Source organism: Pseudoalteromonas aurantia (assembly GCF_005886875.1).
In the GTDB taxonomy this organism is placed as follows: domain Bacteria; phylum Pseudomonadota; class Gammaproteobacteria; order Enterobacterales; family Alteromonadaceae; genus Pseudoalteromonas; species Pseudoalteromonas aurantia_A.
The window spans coordinates 1-16,350 of sequence record NZ_PNBY01000078.1 but is presented as its reverse complement, the minus strand read 5'-3'; the positions used below and the strand labels follow the sequence as shown (position 1 = coordinate 16,350).

13 protein-coding genes are annotated in these 16,350 nt (G+C 40.9%); 8 read left to right on the top strand and 5 right to left on the bottom strand.

Annotation, left to right across the window (positions count from 1 at the left end):
* The first annotated feature begins 1,028 nt into the window (after positions 1–1,028).
* From CWC18_RS15975 to CWC18_RS15965, 3 genes are all read left to right on the top strand, one after another.
* A complete protein-coding gene (locus CWC18_RS15975; protein ID WP_138593129.1) occupies positions 1,029–2,408 on the top strand; it encodes an MATE family efflux transporter in 1,380 nt (459 codons plus the stop codon).
* Positions 2,405–4,414: an excinuclease ABC subunit UvrB gene (gene uvrB, locus CWC18_RS15970; protein WP_138593131.1), complete on the top strand. Its 2,010-nt coding sequence runs from the start codon at positions 2,405–2,407 to the stop codon at positions 4,412–4,414. The genes CWC18_RS15975 and uvrB overlap by 4 nt, the downstream gene beginning before the upstream one ends.
* A gap of 129 nt (positions 4,415–4,543) precedes the next feature.
* Positions 4,544–5,314, top strand: coding sequence for a tetratricopeptide repeat protein (locus CWC18_RS15965; RefSeq protein WP_138675667.1), 771 nt, complete (start codon positions 4,544–4,546; stop codon positions 5,312–5,314).
* Positions 5,315–5,320: 6 nt separating this feature from the next.
* On the opposite strand, the gene CWC18_RS15960 is transcribed toward CWC18_RS15965, so the two are convergent.
* From CWC18_RS15960 to CWC18_RS21575, 3 genes are all read right to left on the bottom strand, one after another.
* On the bottom strand, positions 5,321–5,917 hold the full coding sequence (locus tag CWC18_RS15960; protein ID WP_138675666.1) for a porin family protein: 597 nt from the start codon (positions 5,915–5,917) through the stop codon (positions 5,321–5,323).
* A 226-nt stretch (positions 5,918–6,143) separates the two neighbouring features.
* Positions 6,144–8,330: a fasciclin domain-containing protein gene (locus tag CWC18_RS15955; RefSeq protein WP_249348238.1), complete on the bottom strand. Its 2,187-nt coding sequence runs from the start codon at positions 8,328–8,330 to the stop codon at positions 6,144–6,146.
* 230 nt (positions 8,331–8,560) lie between these two features.
* Positions 8,561–8,803: a methyl-accepting chemotaxis protein gene (locus tag CWC18_RS21575; RefSeq protein ID WP_432760772.1), complete on the bottom strand. Its 243-nt coding sequence runs from the start codon at positions 8,801–8,803 to the stop codon at positions 8,561–8,563.
* A gap of 397 nt (positions 8,804–9,200) precedes the next feature.
* Here CWC18_RS21575 and CWC18_RS15945 point away from each other — a divergent pair, with 397 nt between their 5' ends.
* The 3 genes from CWC18_RS15945 (at position 9,201) to CWC18_RS15935 (ending at position 11,406) form a co-directional block, all read left to right on the top strand.
* Positions 9,201–10,097: a DMT family transporter gene (locus CWC18_RS15945; RefSeq protein WP_138593137.1), complete on the top strand. Its 897-nt coding sequence runs from the start codon at positions 9,201–9,203 to the stop codon at positions 10,095–10,097.
* A 140-nt stretch (positions 10,098–10,237) separates the two neighbouring features.
* The gene (locus CWC18_RS15940) at positions 10,238–10,696 is read left to right on the top strand and encodes a proteasome subunit alpha (RefSeq protein ID WP_138593139.1); all 459 of its coding nucleotides are present in this window, start codon (positions 10,238–10,240) and stop codon (positions 10,694–10,696) included.
* Complete coding sequence (locus CWC18_RS15935; protein WP_138593141.1) at positions 10,693–11,406, top strand: SIR2 family NAD-dependent protein deacylase; 714 nt, start codon at positions 10,693–10,695, stop codon at positions 11,404–11,406. Before CWC18_RS15940 ends, CWC18_RS15935 begins: the two co-directional genes overlap by 4 nt.
* 9 nt (positions 11,407–11,415) lie before the next feature.
* On the opposite strand, the gene CWC18_RS15930 is transcribed toward CWC18_RS15935, so the two are convergent.
* Both CWC18_RS15930 and CWC18_RS15925 read right to left on the bottom strand, forming a co-directional pair.
* Positions 11,416–13,428 carry a GAF domain-containing hybrid sensor histidine kinase/response regulator gene (locus CWC18_RS15930; protein ID WP_171041134.1) on the bottom strand — a complete coding sequence of 671 codons (2,013 nt, stop codon included), beginning with the start codon at positions 13,426–13,428 and terminating at the stop codon, positions 11,416–11,418.
* 86 nt (positions 13,429–13,514) lie between these two features.
* Positions 13,515–14,204 carry a hypothetical protein gene (locus CWC18_RS15925; RefSeq protein WP_138593145.1) on the bottom strand — a complete coding sequence of 230 codons (690 nt, stop codon included), beginning with the start codon at positions 14,202–14,204 and terminating at the stop codon, positions 13,515–13,517.
* Positions 14,205–14,349: 145 nt separating this feature from the next.
* On the opposite strand from CWC18_RS15925, the gene CWC18_RS15920 reads away from it, so the two are divergent.
* Together CWC18_RS15920 and CWC18_RS15915 are read left to right on the top strand one after the other, a co-directional pair.
* Positions 14,350–14,577: a hypothetical protein gene (locus CWC18_RS15920; RefSeq protein ID WP_138593147.1), complete on the top strand. Its 228-nt coding sequence runs from the start codon at positions 14,350–14,352 to the stop codon at positions 14,575–14,577.
* Between the two features lie 665 nt (positions 14,578–15,242).
* Positions 15,243–16,350 (top strand): cytochrome-c peroxidase (locus CWC18_RS15915; protein ID WP_249930144.1); only part of this gene is annotated, 1,108 nt, incomplete at its 3' end.

The following is a 16,350-nucleotide window of genomic DNA, read 5'->3' as shown; positions in this document are numbered from 1 at the left end:
CCAACTGAGCTAAGGGGGAAGCGTGTGTCTCTCAACGGGGCGAAATATTAATGACACAGACCCAAGGTGTCAACTAATAAAATGCCAGAAAATAAAAAAACCGTGTTGTTCGGTGGTTTTATATTCGATTTGAGTGTTTTTATGGCGAAATACAGATGATGATTATGTATTTTAGGGTTTTAGTAATGCCTATTATAAATAGGCCTTTTAAACAAAAGTGGTGAATTTCAAGCGTTGAGATGTAATTTTGACCAAAAAGCCTATTTTTTACAAAGTTGATTTTGATCATTCTCACTTAATACAGATCTACTGGCCTTGAACATGGTTTTTATGAGGCAAAAGTTTTCATACTAACGACATAAGGTAGGTAATTCGTGCTGTTGTCAGGAACATTCAGAGTACTTTCATTCACTTTAAAAAGAATTTTATTTTAAAACATAGGGTTATCGTTGCCTTTTCGAGCAGTGTATTTTCTACCAAGAAATGCTCATAGCACAGAAATAATATTGTGGAGAGTCAGATCACCATCAAAGTGCATAAAGATCGTTCAGTACCAAAAAGCGTATAATAGTTGATCGTGCCGTAGGGCCTTATTTTATTGGCGTTTCTAGAGTTACCCACAGAATCTGTGGATAACACTGTTTATTAATATTTAAGAAGTGTGTCAACGCTATGAATATAGGGCAATACAGGCATTTCAATATCTTTTTAAAGAATTTTTTTTCTCAATAAATTCAGTTTGTTATTATGTTTTGCAGAAATGGGTTGATAATTTTTTTTTGATGAAGGTTTTGTGACCAAACTGCCGTTTGTCTGTGTAAAAAAAATACGATTTACTCGTGTGATTGTAGGTAAACTGTCATCCAAGCGATTTAGGCCTTATTTTACGACATATTCTACTCAAAACCATTCCATGATGACGAAGTAGGGCGTTTCTCAGCTTATTAAAGTAATTATTCGTTTATGGTCTGGGTTTAGTGAGTGGGATGATCTAGAATACTTGGCTCACCAACAGAGGTCCTAAACGTATGGCATCCGTGCAGCAGTCAGACAAAATTAATGACATTCTTGAAGGGTCAATACCTGCCACCTTAAAGAGAATGACCATCCCCATGATATTTGGCATGATCACTTTGATGATGTTTAATTTAGTAGACACATTCTTCATCAGTATGTTAGGTACCGAACAATTGGCAGCCGTTAGCTTTACCTTTCCTGTTACTTTCACTGTGATCAGCTTAGCTATAGGTTTAGGGATTGGTACATCGGCCGTTATTGCTAAGGCACTGGGTAGTGGAAATATAGAAGAAGCACGCTTTGATGCGACGGTTGCATTACTTATTTCTGCCGTGTTTGTGTTTTTGTTATCGATAATTGGCTTTTTATTCGTTGAGCCAACTTTTTATTTACTTGGTGCAAATGATGATGTGATGCCATATATCTATGACTATATATCTGTATGGTTTCTTGGGAGTGTGTTTTTAATCACCCCTATGATTGGCAACTCGGTGCTTCGTGCCAGTGGAGATACTAAAACGCCAAGTTTTATTATGGGGTTTGCAGGGTTTATTAATGCCATTCTTGACCCGTTATTAATATTTGGTGTTGGTCTATTTCCTGAGCTTGGTATTAAAGGTGCTGCCATTGCAAGTGTTATAGCATGGTCTGTTGCTGTTGCCATTACCCTGTATCTTTTGGGGGTAAAGAAACGTTTGTTGAGTGTGAGTCCAGGGCGACAAGGTGTAATAGCGGCGAGTAAAAAAATATTGAAAATTGGTTTCCCGGCGGCTGGCGCTAATATGTTAACGCCGATTGCGATGGCGGTTATGACTGCGATTGTTGCAACATATGGTCCAGAAGCAGTCGCAGCATTTGGTGTCGGCAGCCGTATAGAGTCAATTGCGAGTTTAGTCGTACTCGCGCTGTCTATGACATTACCCCCATTTATCAGCCAAAATTATGGTGCGAAAAGCTACCATAGAGTTAAAGAGGCATATCGTGCCAGTCTAAAGTTTGTGATGGCTTTTCAATTTGCGGTTTATCTTTTACTACTGATCAGTTCTGGGTTGATTAGTCGAACATTTGGGCATGAGCCGGAAGTAATACGAGTTATAGAATTGTTTATTTATATCATGCCTTTAAGCTATGGTTTCCAGGGAGTGATTATTTTAACTAACTCATCGTTAAATGCCTTACATAAACCTATGAATGCTTTGGTGTTGAGTGTGATCCGTTTATTTGTGTTTTATGTACCATTAGCGTATGTCGGCTCGCGTTTAGGTGGGTTGCCGGGATTGTTTATTGGTGCCGCGTTAGGCAATTTATTAACGGCGTTAGTGTCATATCAATGGTTTTGTCACAGTATTGAACGTATGCATAGCACGTCATTAAAAAGGTCAATGTCATGAGTGAAGATTTATTTGAATTGGTTTCTCCGTTTACGCCTAATGGAGATCAACCTAGTGCCATTGCCCAATTGTGCGATGGTCTGGAAGCTGGGCTTGCACATCAAACCTTGCTTGGTGCAACCGGTACCGGTAAGACGTTTACAATGGCCAATATTATCAACACATTAAATCGGCCAACCATTATTATGGCGCATAATAAAACACTAGCGGCGCAGTTATATGGAGAAATGAAAGAGTTCTTCCCTAATAACTCTGTTGAATACTTTGTTTCATATTATGATTATTATCAGCCAGAAGCGTATGTTGTTGCCAGTGATACGTTCATAGAAAAAGATGCGTCAATCAATGAACACATCGAACAAATGCGCTTATCCGCGACTAAGGCGTTATTAGAGCGTAGTGATACTATTATTGTTGCATCAGTATCTGCTATTTATGGTTTGGGTGATCCTGATTCATATATGAAGATGATGTTATTACTTAAGGTTGGGGAGACCATAAATCAACGTGATATGTTAAGGCGTCTTGCAGAACTACAATATACGCGCAACGACACCGATTTTAGCCGGGGTACTTATCGAGTGCGGGGTGAAGTGATTGATATTTTCCCCGCAGAGTCTGACACTTATGCTATTCGTGTGGAACTTTTTGATGATGAAGTTGAACGTTTAAGTGTTTTTGACCCTTTGACCGGGGCCGTTGAAAAGTTGCTAATACGGGCCACAATTTACCCTAAAACTCACTACGTGACGCCACGAGAAAAGATTTTATCAGCCATTGATAATATTAAGGACGAGCTAAAGCTTAGGCGTGAACAGTTATTGTCTAATAATAAACTTGTTGAAGAGCAACGTGTTGCGCAGCGTACACAATATGACATAGAAATGATGACCGAGCTTGGTTATTGTTCTGGTATTGAAAATTATAGTCGTTATTTATCAGGGCGAAATCCTGGAGACGCGCCACCGACCCTATTAGATTACTTACCAGATAATGCATTAATGATCATAGATGAATCCCATGTCACGGTTTCTCAGATTGGTGCCATGTATAAAGGTGATAGAAGTCGTAAAGAGAACTTGGTCGAGTATGGTTTTAGGTTACCTTCTGCGATGGACAATAGGCCATTAAAATTTGATGAATTTGAAGCCATCGCACCACAAACGATTTATGTGTCGGCCACACCAGGTGACTTTGAACTGGAGCGCTCTAATGGAGATGTTGCTGAGCAAGTTATTCGTCCAACAGGGTTGTTAGATCCAGTTTTAGAAGTGCGACCCGTATCAACCCAGGTTGACGACTTACTGTCAGAAATATATTTACGAGTAGAAAAGAAAGAGCGGGTATTGGTTACAACTTTGACTAAGCGAATGTCGGAAGACTTGACCGATTATTTGAGCGACCACGATGTCAAAGTTCGTTACTTGCATTCAGACATTGATACCGTTGAACGAATGGAGATCATTCGAGATTTACGCAAGGGTGTTTTTGATGTGTTAGTTGGTATTAACTTACTTCGTGAGGGCTTAGATATGCCAGAGGTATCGTTAGTAGCCATACTTGATGCAGATAAAGAAGGGTTTTTACGCTCGGCACGTTCACTTATTCAAACAATAGGACGAGCAGCTCGGCATCTTAACGGTCACGCTATTTTGTACGGAGATAAAATTACAAAATCAATGCAAAAAGCCATCGAAGAGACCGAGCGCCGCCGCACTATTCAGCAAGCATATAATGAAAAACATGGTGTAGAGCCACAAGGTTTAGTGAAAAAAATCATTGATGTAATGGATGTTGGCGAAGAAGTCAGTGACGGTACAGTAACAGAAGCTATAGTTAATACAGAAAGTCGTGCCGGTGTTACACTGGATGCTAAACAGTTAGCTCATAAAATTAGTGAATTAGAAGCGCAGATGATGCAACATGCACGTGATCTTGAGTTTGAAAAAGCTGCTAGAGTGCGAGACGAAATTCATGAATTACAGCAGCTGTTAATTAATATTTAATCCGAATTAATAGAGTAATGTGGATAACACTTGTACATATTCACACTTACTCCATGATTCCTGTTTAATATCTGATTGGGCTTTGTTATTTCAAGTATTGATAATTTCTATGCAGTTTATTATTTTTAAATGAGACATTGTTTACTATGTCGACGCACTTTTGGGGTTATTGGGTTACTTTTATTAAGTCGCTTTTCTTGGGCTATGCAAGATTTAGTCGATATTCAAGCACAATTAGCCCATGAGCCTAAAGTTGCATTGCAAGCAGTTACTTTAAAACTGCAAGCGTTGAACGACGAAGCTTTATCTATCAATCATGAAGTATGGTTTGCGTATAAAGAAGTCGAAATTACAGCACAAATTAAGCTGGGTTTATTAGATGAGGCTAAAGCTCGTGCATTGATGTTGTATGCACAATATGACGCTGATAGTTTTCCTATCTACCGTGCTAAAACAGCATTTTTATTGGCTGTTGCCAATCAATCTACCAGCAATTCAGAGCAGAGCGTCGCTTATCTAGAAGAAGCAAAGGCCTTGGTGGCTGATAAAAATGAACCAGAGTTGCAAGCGGATATACTTGCTAATTTGGTACATGCTTACCGATATAAAGCGGAATATGACAAAGCATTAAGTTACACCACTCGTGCGTTAGAGATAGCATTTGAATTAAAAAGCCTTTCAAAGCAAGCCAATTTTCATAACCAAATAGGCGTTATTTACGATTATATTGGCAATGTAGAACTTGCTTTACAACACCATGAACGATCACTTCGGTTGCAGCAGCAACGAGGGAACCAACAAGGGGTTTCGAATTCACTCTATAATATTGGTGAAATCTATTGCGGGTTCATTACGCTGAATAAGAAGGCGAGTGTCACCTTCTTGTTGCTTATTCTATAGAATTTGTTAGAAGCGGTAACTTAATCCAACGCCTAAAGTATTCACTTCCAGATCACCCATATCCATATATTGCCATGCTAAGTTAACGGCAACGCCATTGTCCCAATCATACTGCCAACCGGCTTCTGCAAATATGCCCACTCCATCTTCATCTACAAGTATTTTGCTCGATTGGGCGATTTCGTATTCATAAAATTGAGCCCCTAACTTTGCGTAAATATGATTGTTTTCGGTAAGTTGATACTGACCTTTTGCAGCTGTAATAAAGTTGGAATAGTCCAACTTGTTTGCCTTTAAATCAAATAACAACTCATCCTGACGATCACAGGTGAATTTGTTATTTGTTATTTCTTTGCATTTCCAATCATCTGATTCCGAGCCGGTGCTGATACCAGCTTCAAATGCCCATACAGCATTAAAATGATAGTTATAATAAGCATATAGTTGACCAACGCCGTCACCATCTTGCTTAGAGTTTTGATACGATGCACTGCCGCCAGATAATTGAGCGCCAACACGGTGTTGCTCATCGTTTTGTGCCGCTTGGCTAGTAAAAGTTAAAGTACCGACTAATGATAGTGCAATGACAGAGAGTATTTTCATAGTATCCATTCCTGAGTATGTGTTTTAAGGGCTATCTTAAGCAAAGGGCGTGTGAGTGTCTGTTGCAACTCTGTGAGTGGATGTGGGAGACTGTAAGTGTTTGTAAGCACTCTACGCATATACATTAGGAATGTTTTATAAAAACGTGCATTACCTCGATTTCGTATAGATAAGTCGCTAAAAAGCGCCCACATATTTGGGCGCAGAAACGTCAGGGGGAAATACTTTATTTTACTTGAGTGATCACGGTATCGATTAAGTGGACTATGCCATTGGAGGTGTATACGTCTTTACTAATGACATTACTATCCGCAATTTGTAGTGATGTCGTTGGTAAATTGACCGTCCACCATATATTATTGATACCATTGCCATTTTTATCACCCATTTGCTTGTCATTGATGTAGTGATAAAGTGGGCGGCCAAGATAAGCAACTTGTGTTGTTGCATCATCTCGGGTGATCAGTGACAAGCCTTGGATGTTTTGAATGCTTTGCTCTGTACCTAGTACCGGTGGCCAGATGTCTTTGCATGCATCGTTACAGGTACTACCAGTTTGCTCGAGGTCGTTATCAAACACATAAACAGTCATGCCTATTTTATCTGCACCATTGCCCGTCACTAACCCCTGTTGTGCGCCGCTGTAGGCTATGCTGTCGTTTGCTGTGTTAGACGTTGAGCCAAAGTTATAGATAGACACACTCAATTCGTTGTTGGCAAGCGTCGTCACTTTTTTTGCATTATTGGCATAAGCAGACTGGCTATTTATGGCTCCTTCAATAGCGTGTTGAGTGAGTATGTTGGTGAGTGCACTTGAATCTGCAAGTAGCGCGGTTAAAGTGTCAGCTGGTAGCTTTTTAAAGGCGGTATTTGTAGGTGCAAACACCGTGTATGATTTAGTCGTATCGTTAAATGTATCGACGAGGTTAGCTGCTTGTAGAGCACTCACAAGTGTTGACAATTCGGGTGTATCTATTGCGGTTTGCGCGATTGTCTTGGTTGGCTCTGTCATAGTTTTTGGTGGGATCATGACTGAATTGACTACATGTATTACGCCGTTGTCAGCGTTAACGTTTGCGGTGGTAACAGCAGAGGTATTTATAAACAATACCATGTCAGCATACGACAGGGTCGCTTTGTTCTCATTGGCCATATTTATCATCGGATCGTTGCTATTGGCTAGCGCAACAGCGGCATCTTGCAACACGGTACTATCTGCAATAAGGTGATAGAGTAATATGTTTTTTAATTGCTCGGTGTCATTTAGTAAAGCGGTGAGTGTTTCTTGGCCAAGTGCAGCAAAGGCATCATCAGTTGGAGCGAACACGGTAAATGTTTTCGTTGGATCTGCAACGAGTGTATCGAGGCCTGTCGCACTTAGCACACTCAATAAAGTAGTGAAGCTGCCCGCTTCAGTGGCAACGTCAGCTAAAGTACCATAACTTTCAGGTAATGGGACATCAGCAGTTATCACAGCGTCGATAATATGGATCACGCCGTTGGTTGTCATAATATCAGTTGTCGATACAGGAACGCCAGCAAATAAAAGAGTATCAGTTGCTGGATTAATTGTGATGTTTAATTCATTACCTTGTACGGTGGTTGCAGTTTTGCCATTAAATGACATGGCGGTTACCGAGTCTACCTGTGCTGCGATGACATGTTGTTGCAGTATTTTTTTTAAAGTTTCAGGATTCGCTAGCAATGTGTTAATTGTTTTTTGTCCCAGAGCTGAGAATGCAGCATCTGTTGGTGCGAATACGGTGAATTTGTTTTCATCGTTACTTAATACGTTGTCTAACCCTGTAACTCTCAAAGCCGATAAAAGTGTGGTGAACACCCCAGCATCTTCAGCCGTCTGGACTATATTGCTAGTTGCTTCACCTGTACTATTTATGGGCTGTAATACGGCATCGATGACATGAATTACCCCATTACTGGCTTGGATATCTGTGGTAGTTACTGACGCTTTGTTAACGAGTAAGGTATCCGAATCTAATGATAGGGCGATATTTTCTCCATTAACTGTTGGGACAAGGCTCCCTGCTAAGTTAACTGCGGCTTGCGCTGCAACTTCTCCCGCGACGACATGATACGTTAGTATACTGCTGAGCGTATTTGTATCTGCCAACAATGCGTCAATTGTTTCTTGACCCAGTGCTTCAAATGCGGCATCAGTTGGTGCAAAAACGGTATACTTTTCGTTCTCATCGGCCAGGGTGCCATCAAGTCCAGTTGCTTCAAGTGCTGCGATAAGCGTCGTGAAGTTCCCCGCACTTTTTGCAACATCAACAATCGTTGTTGCCGTTGGTTGGGCAGTTGGTGTAGCTACGTTGTGATCATCATCGCTGTTACAGCCAACGAGTAACATGACTGCAAAAGCTGCTGATAGGGTATGTGTTATTGTTTTCAATGTTCCATTCCTTCAAGTTAAGAACCAAATGAAAGTACGCTGTATTATTTATGAACGATCAATGCGATATTGAATTAACCCAGTTTAATGTACAGCCTTTTAGAAGAGATCCACTTCTTGATGGGACAGGTTGCCTCGTAACTTTTCAATCACCACGTGAAGATCGTGATTGGCATTTTTAGCGGTTTTTTACTTTGTCGCTCTGCGCTAACATCTTGTAATTATTCATATTAATTAAGTTGAAGTAAGGTTTGCTGCAATGACTCAGTGATGTTTGATTGCTGATTATTCAAGTGTGTCATTTGCGCCATCTCTTGCATCGCGCTAACCGCATTTTGTGCTGCACTTTGTAAATTATTAATCACTGAGGTGATACTCAAAGTCGACTGTTGGGTTTTTGATGCGAAACTACGTACTTCATCAGCAACGACGGCAAATCCACGCCTGGCTTCACCGGCTCGGGCGGCTTCAATTACTGTATTGTAAGTGCAATAATTGGATAGACAGTCATTACCAGTGTTTGCTGGTCATTAATGACTGCTAAATGTTGGTTTGAGGCGTTTTGTACCTTCTTGTGAAAAAGAAGCCATTTCTCTGTCTATCTGACTAAAATGAACTTAATCGCAAATAATATCTGATTATGCGTTGACATAGTCCTCAATTTTGATACAAATGTAACCCTTGTATAATTTTTGACAAACACAATGACCTTACTAACTACAGCATTTTCTAATCGACCATGGCAAAGTATATTTGTCGTGTTGTCGTGGATGCGCTGCGGTTAAGTTTTTGGCTAACCGTGATGTTAGAAGCGGTTAGTGAGTCTATATTCTCCCCCACTTTTATCATCCTTTTTAAAGGAGTTATCTAATGCCAATACAGGCATCGTATATTTTTGTTATTTTTATTTGGTCAACGACTCCGCTCGGTATTGTCTGGAGTAGTGAAACTATGCCGGCGACCTTAAGCGTATTCTTGAGAATGTCTATTGCGTTAGTGTTAGCGGGACTCGTTATTGCAATGAGTAAAATTCGTGTGCCATGGCATCGTCAGGCATGTACTTTATATAGTTACTCTGCATTAGGTATTTTTGGTGGGATGTTATTGAGCTACCTTGCGGCAAAAACAGTGCCGTCTGGAGTCATTTCATTAATTTTTGGTATTGCGCCGATTTTATCTGGTTTGCTAGCCCAAAGGTTACTCAATGAACCCCGCTTTACATTAGTAAAGCTGATTGCCTTGGGTTTGTCTCTTATTGGCCTGTATTTGATCTGTGCAGTGCAAATACAAACCTTTCAAGTGCCGCCATTAGGGTTGTTATATGTATTTTTGGCAGTATCTTGCTTTAGCTTGAGTGGCGTAATGACCAAACGTGTACAACTCGCGGTTCACCCCATGGCAACGACATTCGGTGCGTTAGTATTTGTCACACCTTTGTTTGGTATCGTTTGGTGGGTTATGAATGGAGAGTTAACTCCCGCACTTTGGAGTGAGCGCTCTATTTTGGCAACCGTTTATTTGGGCGTTTTTGGCTCATTACTTGGCTTTTTAGCTTACTTTCATATTTTACAAAAGTTGCCGGCGAGCACGGTTGCATTAACAACCTTGATAACCCCTGCTTTTGCAGTGGCTTTGGGAAGTTGGTTAAATGGTGAATCATTGACGGTGACACTATTGGCAGGTGCTGCAATTATCTTACTTAGTCTAGCTCTGTTTACTTTTGGAGAGCAGTGGGTGGGCAGTAAAAAGAATGTTCCGGCGACATAGCCATTAGAGGGAACCAAAACAAATTGCAACTGCATTAAGTCAAGGGCCATTGTGCCCTTTAAACGGTATATACTATTGATATGATAGCTACATAAAAAGTTTTAGATTGAATAAGTAATTACAGAGGACGGAACCACTTTTTGACTACAATTGCATTTCATTATCCGAGTCAAATCATTTGCACCGACAGCTTTACGACAACCCATGATTGTATTGTAACGGCACATGCTAAAAAGTACTTTGATGTAGAGCAAGGCCGGGTGTTTGCTACGGGGAATTGTGCGGAAATATATCATTTAAAAAAACACTGGAATGATGGTGAGTTTAAACCCATTATGTGTGAGTTTTTTATGGTCGATAAGCATAAAAAAATATTTTTTGGCGAGGTTAGGAGAGGGTTTAAGTATTTAGAGCCACTCGAGCAAAACTGGGCCATCGGCTCTGGCGCTAAATGGGCTATTGCAGCAATGGATTTTGGTAAGGATGCGGTGGAGGCATTGAGTTATGCTTGCACGAGAGATAAGTCGACTGGTGGGGCGTTACAATCATTTAATGTTAAAGGCTGTGCATTATCAAAACGGGAGCGTGGATCAGTGTGACGACTTTATACATTACTGGTGCTGGTGTGAGCGCCCAAAGTGGGATCCCGACCTTTCGAGGAACCGATGGTTTTTGGACCATAGGAAGTAAAAATTATACACCGCAAGAAATGGCAACTCGTGCAATGTATCAAACATACCCTCGAGAATTTCTCATCTGGTATTATCATCGATTTGCACAGTATCGAGATCATGGACCGAATGAAGTACACGCATGGTTGGCCGATAAACAGCTTATTACCCAAAATATTGATGGACTAGACGGTAAAGCGGGTAACGAAAATTATATTTCAATACATGGCCGGCTAGATCAAATTACCCTATTTCATACACAAGGAGATGATGTATCGCGGCACGTGGCACCATGGCATGAAGTCGATGAAGCTTATTTGGGTGACTCGCTACTGTCTTTATTTAAAATAGGCACTCATGGTCCCGAGCTTAATCATTCGTTCAAACCTTATGTGCTGTTGTTTGATGAATATTATACCGAGTTGTATCAAATTGGCTTGGCTGAAGAGCAAATGCGTCACGCCAGTAAAATTGTATTTATGGGTACGTCCTTTAGTGTGAATATTACTCAGATTGCATTGGATATTGCAAGACAGCGGTCTATTCCCATCGAAATTGTTGATCCTGACCCAGTACATGTTTTATACGATCAGGTGCAGTACCATCAGATGACTGCACTTGAGTACATCAACCGATAAAATTCAGCTTTAAAGTGCTTTGCATAGTGCTTTATGTAAGGCTTTTATATCAATGGGCTTTGCGAGGTAGTCATCCATCCCGGCGGCATAGCACTTTTTGGCTTCACCACTCATTGCATTGGCGGTAAGTGCGATGATATGCGTGTCTTTATCGTTACTTGTGCGTTGGCGTATTGCCTGCGTTGCTTGATAGCCATCCATATTAGGCATTTGACAGTCCATTAAAATCACGTCAAAAGGGTCATCGGGAGCTTGATCTAAACGTGCCAATGCTTGCTCTCCATCGAAGGCAAACTCATAACGCACCTGCCATTTTTTCAGTATTTGTGCTAACACAATACGGTTTACTGCGTTATCTTCTACGACCAATGCTTTGAAGTTATCGGGGAGCTGTTGTTGATTGTGTGCGTCGCTTATCGTATGACCTGATGCTTCACCGATACCCAATACCAGTGTAAAACTAAAGGTACTACCAATACCAAACTCACTACTTACACTAATGCTGCCAGACATGAGTTCGCATAAGCGTTTAACAATCGATAACCCGAGTCCCGTGCCACCGTATTGACGTGTGGTACTCTGATCTGCTTGAGAGAAGGGTGTGAATAATGTATCTTGCACGGTATCACTCATACCAATACCTGAATCAGAGACATGACCATTTATAATGCACTTTCCATCATGTTCAACACTACATAAGGTAATATTAATATGACCTTGTGCCGTGAACTTAATGGCATTGCTGATGAGGTTTTGCAGCACTTGTTTGACTCGTACAGGATCTCCAATTAAGTATTGGTGTTTTAAATTAGATAAATTGAATTCAAGACCAATACCTTTTTCATTACATTGGGTCTGGTAAGCTAATTTAAGGCCATGAATTAAATGTGGCAGCTCAAATTCAGTTTGTTCTAATGACAGCATACCCGCGTCTATTTTTGAGAAGTCTAAAAAGTCATTGAGTAAGCGGGTTAAAGATTGAGTGCTACGTGAGGCCACATCGAGCATATTCTTTTGCGTTTCATCTAATGATGATTGCGCTAACAATTGGAGCATCCCGACAATCCCATTCATTGGCGTGCGAAGCTCATGACTGACATTGGCAAGAAATAAACTGCGCGTCTGTAACATGCGCTCTGCGAGTTCTTTTTGCTCGGTTAATGCAATGCGTGTTTTTACCCGCTCGTCAACATTTTGTATGGCACCATATAACCTAACACATTGGCCTTTATCAAATACCGCTTTGCCTTGTGTTTCTACCCACACTTGATTCCCTGTTGCAGTATTTAATAAAAACTCTGCTTTCCAGGGGGTGCCTAGCTCAATGGCTGTATTAACTAAATTGGTAACGGTTTCACGATCTTGTTCTTGATAAAACTCAATCGCGGTTTCTACTGTAGGCTGAAAGTCTGCGTCTACTTCGTGAATGGCTCGAGTAGTATCGGTCCAAATAACGGTATTATTGGCAAGGTTTACTTGCCATCCACCAATAATAGCGAGTTCTCCCATTGCTTGTTGGATCTCTTGATTTTGTGTAGAGAGGAGTAAGGAGTGATTGCGAGTGATTTCATTACCTATCCATTGTGACAGCAGCCACACAAAGTCGTGGTCGTCTTGAGTAAACTTACCCGGATGGATATCCGGCGAAGAGAAGTTAACTGTGCCATAACGTTGCCCTTGCACTTGCAGAGGTGCGCCAATATAACTTTCTAAACCAAAATTTAAGTAGCAGGGATGTGTTGCTATGTCACTTTCACTGGCATGATCAAATGCCAGTGACGAATTGGCGGCTAAAGTATGGCAACAATATGTTTCACCTAACGGAAACTGCGCCCCAACAGGTAAGCTATTGTCTGGCGTATGAACATGTTCTACATGATATTGCTCTGCTTCAATACGACTGACGATGGCGATTTTACAGTTAAATATACGACATCCCAGTTGCAATAACTCTTGAATCTTCTGCTCAAATGGCAGCGTATGATCCGCAGTGATTGAATGTAATAGTTTTAATTTATTCATGGGCATACGCCTTCCTAAGCAACAACATTTTGGCAGTATAACGAAGCTTTATTAAAAAGCGAGGACTAGCGTCTGGGTTAAATAATTTATTCTAACAAATCGCACACCGCAGATACTGATACTTTATATGTGCTGGCTAAAAGTAAAATACGATGATTATCCTCACTCAGCTGGTGGGCATGTTCACTGGCTTTCAATTTTTTACAAATAGCGGCTAATACGGTCTCTTGTTGAGTTAGTAATTGTGCTTGTGCTTCAATGAGTGCTAAAAGTGCAGACAGTTCATGAGCAGGTAAGTTATCGAAGTGAGTGTTATAGGCAAAGTAGCACTCGATAGCAGTAAGTTGCTGATTATTACGTTGCTTAAGTGCTTGTATGAGGCCCTCGTTACTTTCAAATAATAAGAGTGAACGAATATAATTAAACGGTGGCACACTGTTATGTGGGTTGGTAAATAATATATGTAGTGCTGTATTTCCTTGTTCATTGGCCTGAGAAAACCCATTATTTTGTTTGAGCGCAGGGGTAAAAAATGTAAATCGTGCAGGGTCATTAATACCTGCTATGACGCCGATAGGCATCGCTTTAGAGGCGCTCACCTTGGTACATAAATCTTGGTAGAAACTATACACCTCAGGGCTTTGCTGGGCACTTTGATACATGAATTTTAGTTGAGCTATATTTTCCGACGAATTTGAGCGAGTATACAGTTCACTAATTTCAGGTAAGTTGTGTTGTTTTATCAGGCTAATTAGCGCTGAAACGCTTGGGTCCACGGTGAATCTCATTTTGTTAGCATGAGGTTATGCTATGCCAAAAGTATCTCGATCTAAAGGGTTGTATTTAAATTCACTTGTATATAAATAAATTGGCACCACCTATTTAATAACTTAATTGTTGTATAAAAAGGGGGGAACAACCATGGATATGTTGGTCTTAAAAACAATAACAGGGGTACTCATGTTGCCGCTGATATTTTTTATCTTATGGCGTATGGTCAAGTGGGCAAAAGGCATGCCAAAAGGGGCGTATATTTTTATTGCGTTTATGCCGCTCATTTCGCTCTTTCCTATTCCGCCAACTGTCTTTAAAAACGTTGCTAAAGCCAAACAAGAGCAACGTAAAAAACAAACACAAAGTGATGAATAGGCTAGGCTTTCATCTATATTTTAGTGGGCGTCATAGCTGCTCATTAAAACCCATGAGTTTATACCCTAGTAAGTAGCCTACCCCACATAAAAACCAAAAAATACCTGCTATGATGGCGAATGTACTTGCCATCTCTGGATGACTGAGTAATAGAGAAAAAGTGGCTAAACCCCGCAGTACACATATAGCGCCAATGATATTAATAGAGACACGGCTTAGAGGAAGACGCGCGATAGCCCTTGCGCCAGCTAGTGCATACAATACACAGGTAATAAATATACAAGATATCACCACGGTCGCTAATGGGGCGAAAAGTGTCCGCAGATGGCTGGTTCAATGATGGCGCGCGGTGCTAATTGAGCACGGTAGCACTGCTCCCCAATAAGATACATGATAAGTGTGCGATAGCCGTGAACAATGCGATTAAAGCGCAAAATAGTAATAAATAACGGCCTGTTTATTGTGTCAATAATACCATCTTTATCTCCTTGGTTTAACTCTAAGATACCTGTATCTTTTTAATAGTGACATTCTTAACGCGGTGTATAACGCGTTAAGATAGGTCATTTTTAGTCGGAATTATTGTTGTCGATTTCTACATCACTTTCACATTATTTGCACTTTGTGTTGTCACTGTTCAGATCCCGAAGTATTAAATATGCTGTATGTACTATGAGCAAGCAACCTTGTTTACTGAGCGCTTTTACCGCGCTAACTGTATTTGTGTGGCGTGCGCAAGTTGTCATCATCCTAAGCTGGGTGGGGGTGATTCATTGAGCTTACCTATTGGCGTGAATGCCGTTGATGCTGACACAGTTGGTCTGAGTCGTCAGGCGATGAATGATGAAATAGATATTTCGAGAAACTCACCAACAATATTTAATGTTGGGTTAGCCACTCAAGCTTTGTTTTGGGATGGCAGAGTCGAACAAGTTAGCCAAGTAGATGAAGCCGGTAAGAACAGTACATTTATTAGTACGCCAGACTCTGGATTTGGGATGGCGGATAAAAATGCTGGGGAGTCATTAGTTGAAGCGCTATCTCGTTTCCCTGTGACGTCATTACAAGAAATGCGAGGCAACGCGTTTGTCGATGCGTCAAGCAATCAAGATGTGCGTAGTCACTTGGCGCAACGCATTGGAGATTATGGTGTAGAGTCTGGAGGGTTGGCTACCAATGCGTGGTTAGCTGAATTTAGAAAAGCATTTAATAGTGAGGCTGATGCGCAGTCACTGATCACTTTTGATAATATTGACTTGGCGTTAGGGCAATATCAATCTTCATTCATATTGGTTAATAATGACTGGAGTCGTTATGTGAAAGGAAATAATAATGCATTAAAGCCAGCACAAAAGCGTGGCGCGAAGCGCTTTTTTACGCAAGCAGCGGAGGGCGGTGCTGGCTGTGTAAACTGTCATGGTGGCGAGCGGTTTACCAATGATAGATTCTTTAATTTGGCTTTTCCCCAGTATGGCATTGGCAAAAGTGATGACAATGTAGATTTAGGGCGGGGGTTGATAGACCCGCAAATACAAAATCAATTTGCCTTTCGAGTACCGAGTTTATTGAATATAGATCTAACAGCGCCTTATGGTCATGCCGGCGCGTATGAAACATTAGAGCAGGTGGTAGCACATTATGTCGACCCAGCTATCGCGATTGACGCGTTTTTTGAACGAGGAGGCGCGTGTGGATTAAAGCAGTTTGCGCAAACAAGTAAGTGTGAGTCTCTTAATGAAAATGCACAAGTTAATGGCCTTGTTGATCAAATAG

Bases quoted from the DNA above. Each gene is read 5' to 3' on its own strand.
- CWC18_RS15960 (WP_138675666.1), bottom strand. From the start codon at position 5,917: ATGAAAATACTCTCTGTCATTGCACTATCATTAGTCGGTACTTTAACT.
- CWC18_RS15930 (WP_171041134.1), bottom strand. From the start codon at position 13,428: ATGAATAAATTAAAACTATTACATTCAATCACTGCGGATCATACGCTG.
- CWC18_RS15945 (WP_138593137.1), top strand. From the start codon at position 9,201: ATGCCAATACAGGCATCGTATATTTTTGTTATTTTTATTTGGTCAACG.
- CWC18_RS15975 (WP_138593129.1), top strand. From the start codon at position 1,029: ATGGCATCCGTGCAGCAGTCAGACAAAATTAATGACATTCTTGAAGGG.
- CWC18_RS15920 (WP_138593147.1), top strand. From the start codon at position 14,350: ATGGATATGTTGGTCTTAAAAACAATAACAGGGGTACTCATGTTGCCG.
- uvrB (WP_138593131.1), top strand. From the start codon at position 2,405: ATGAGTGAAGATTTATTTGAATTGGTTTCTCCGTTTACGCCTAATGGA.
- CWC18_RS15965 (WP_138675667.1), top strand. From the start codon at position 4,544: ATGAGACATTGTTTACTATGTCGACGCACTTTTGGGGTTATTGGGTTA.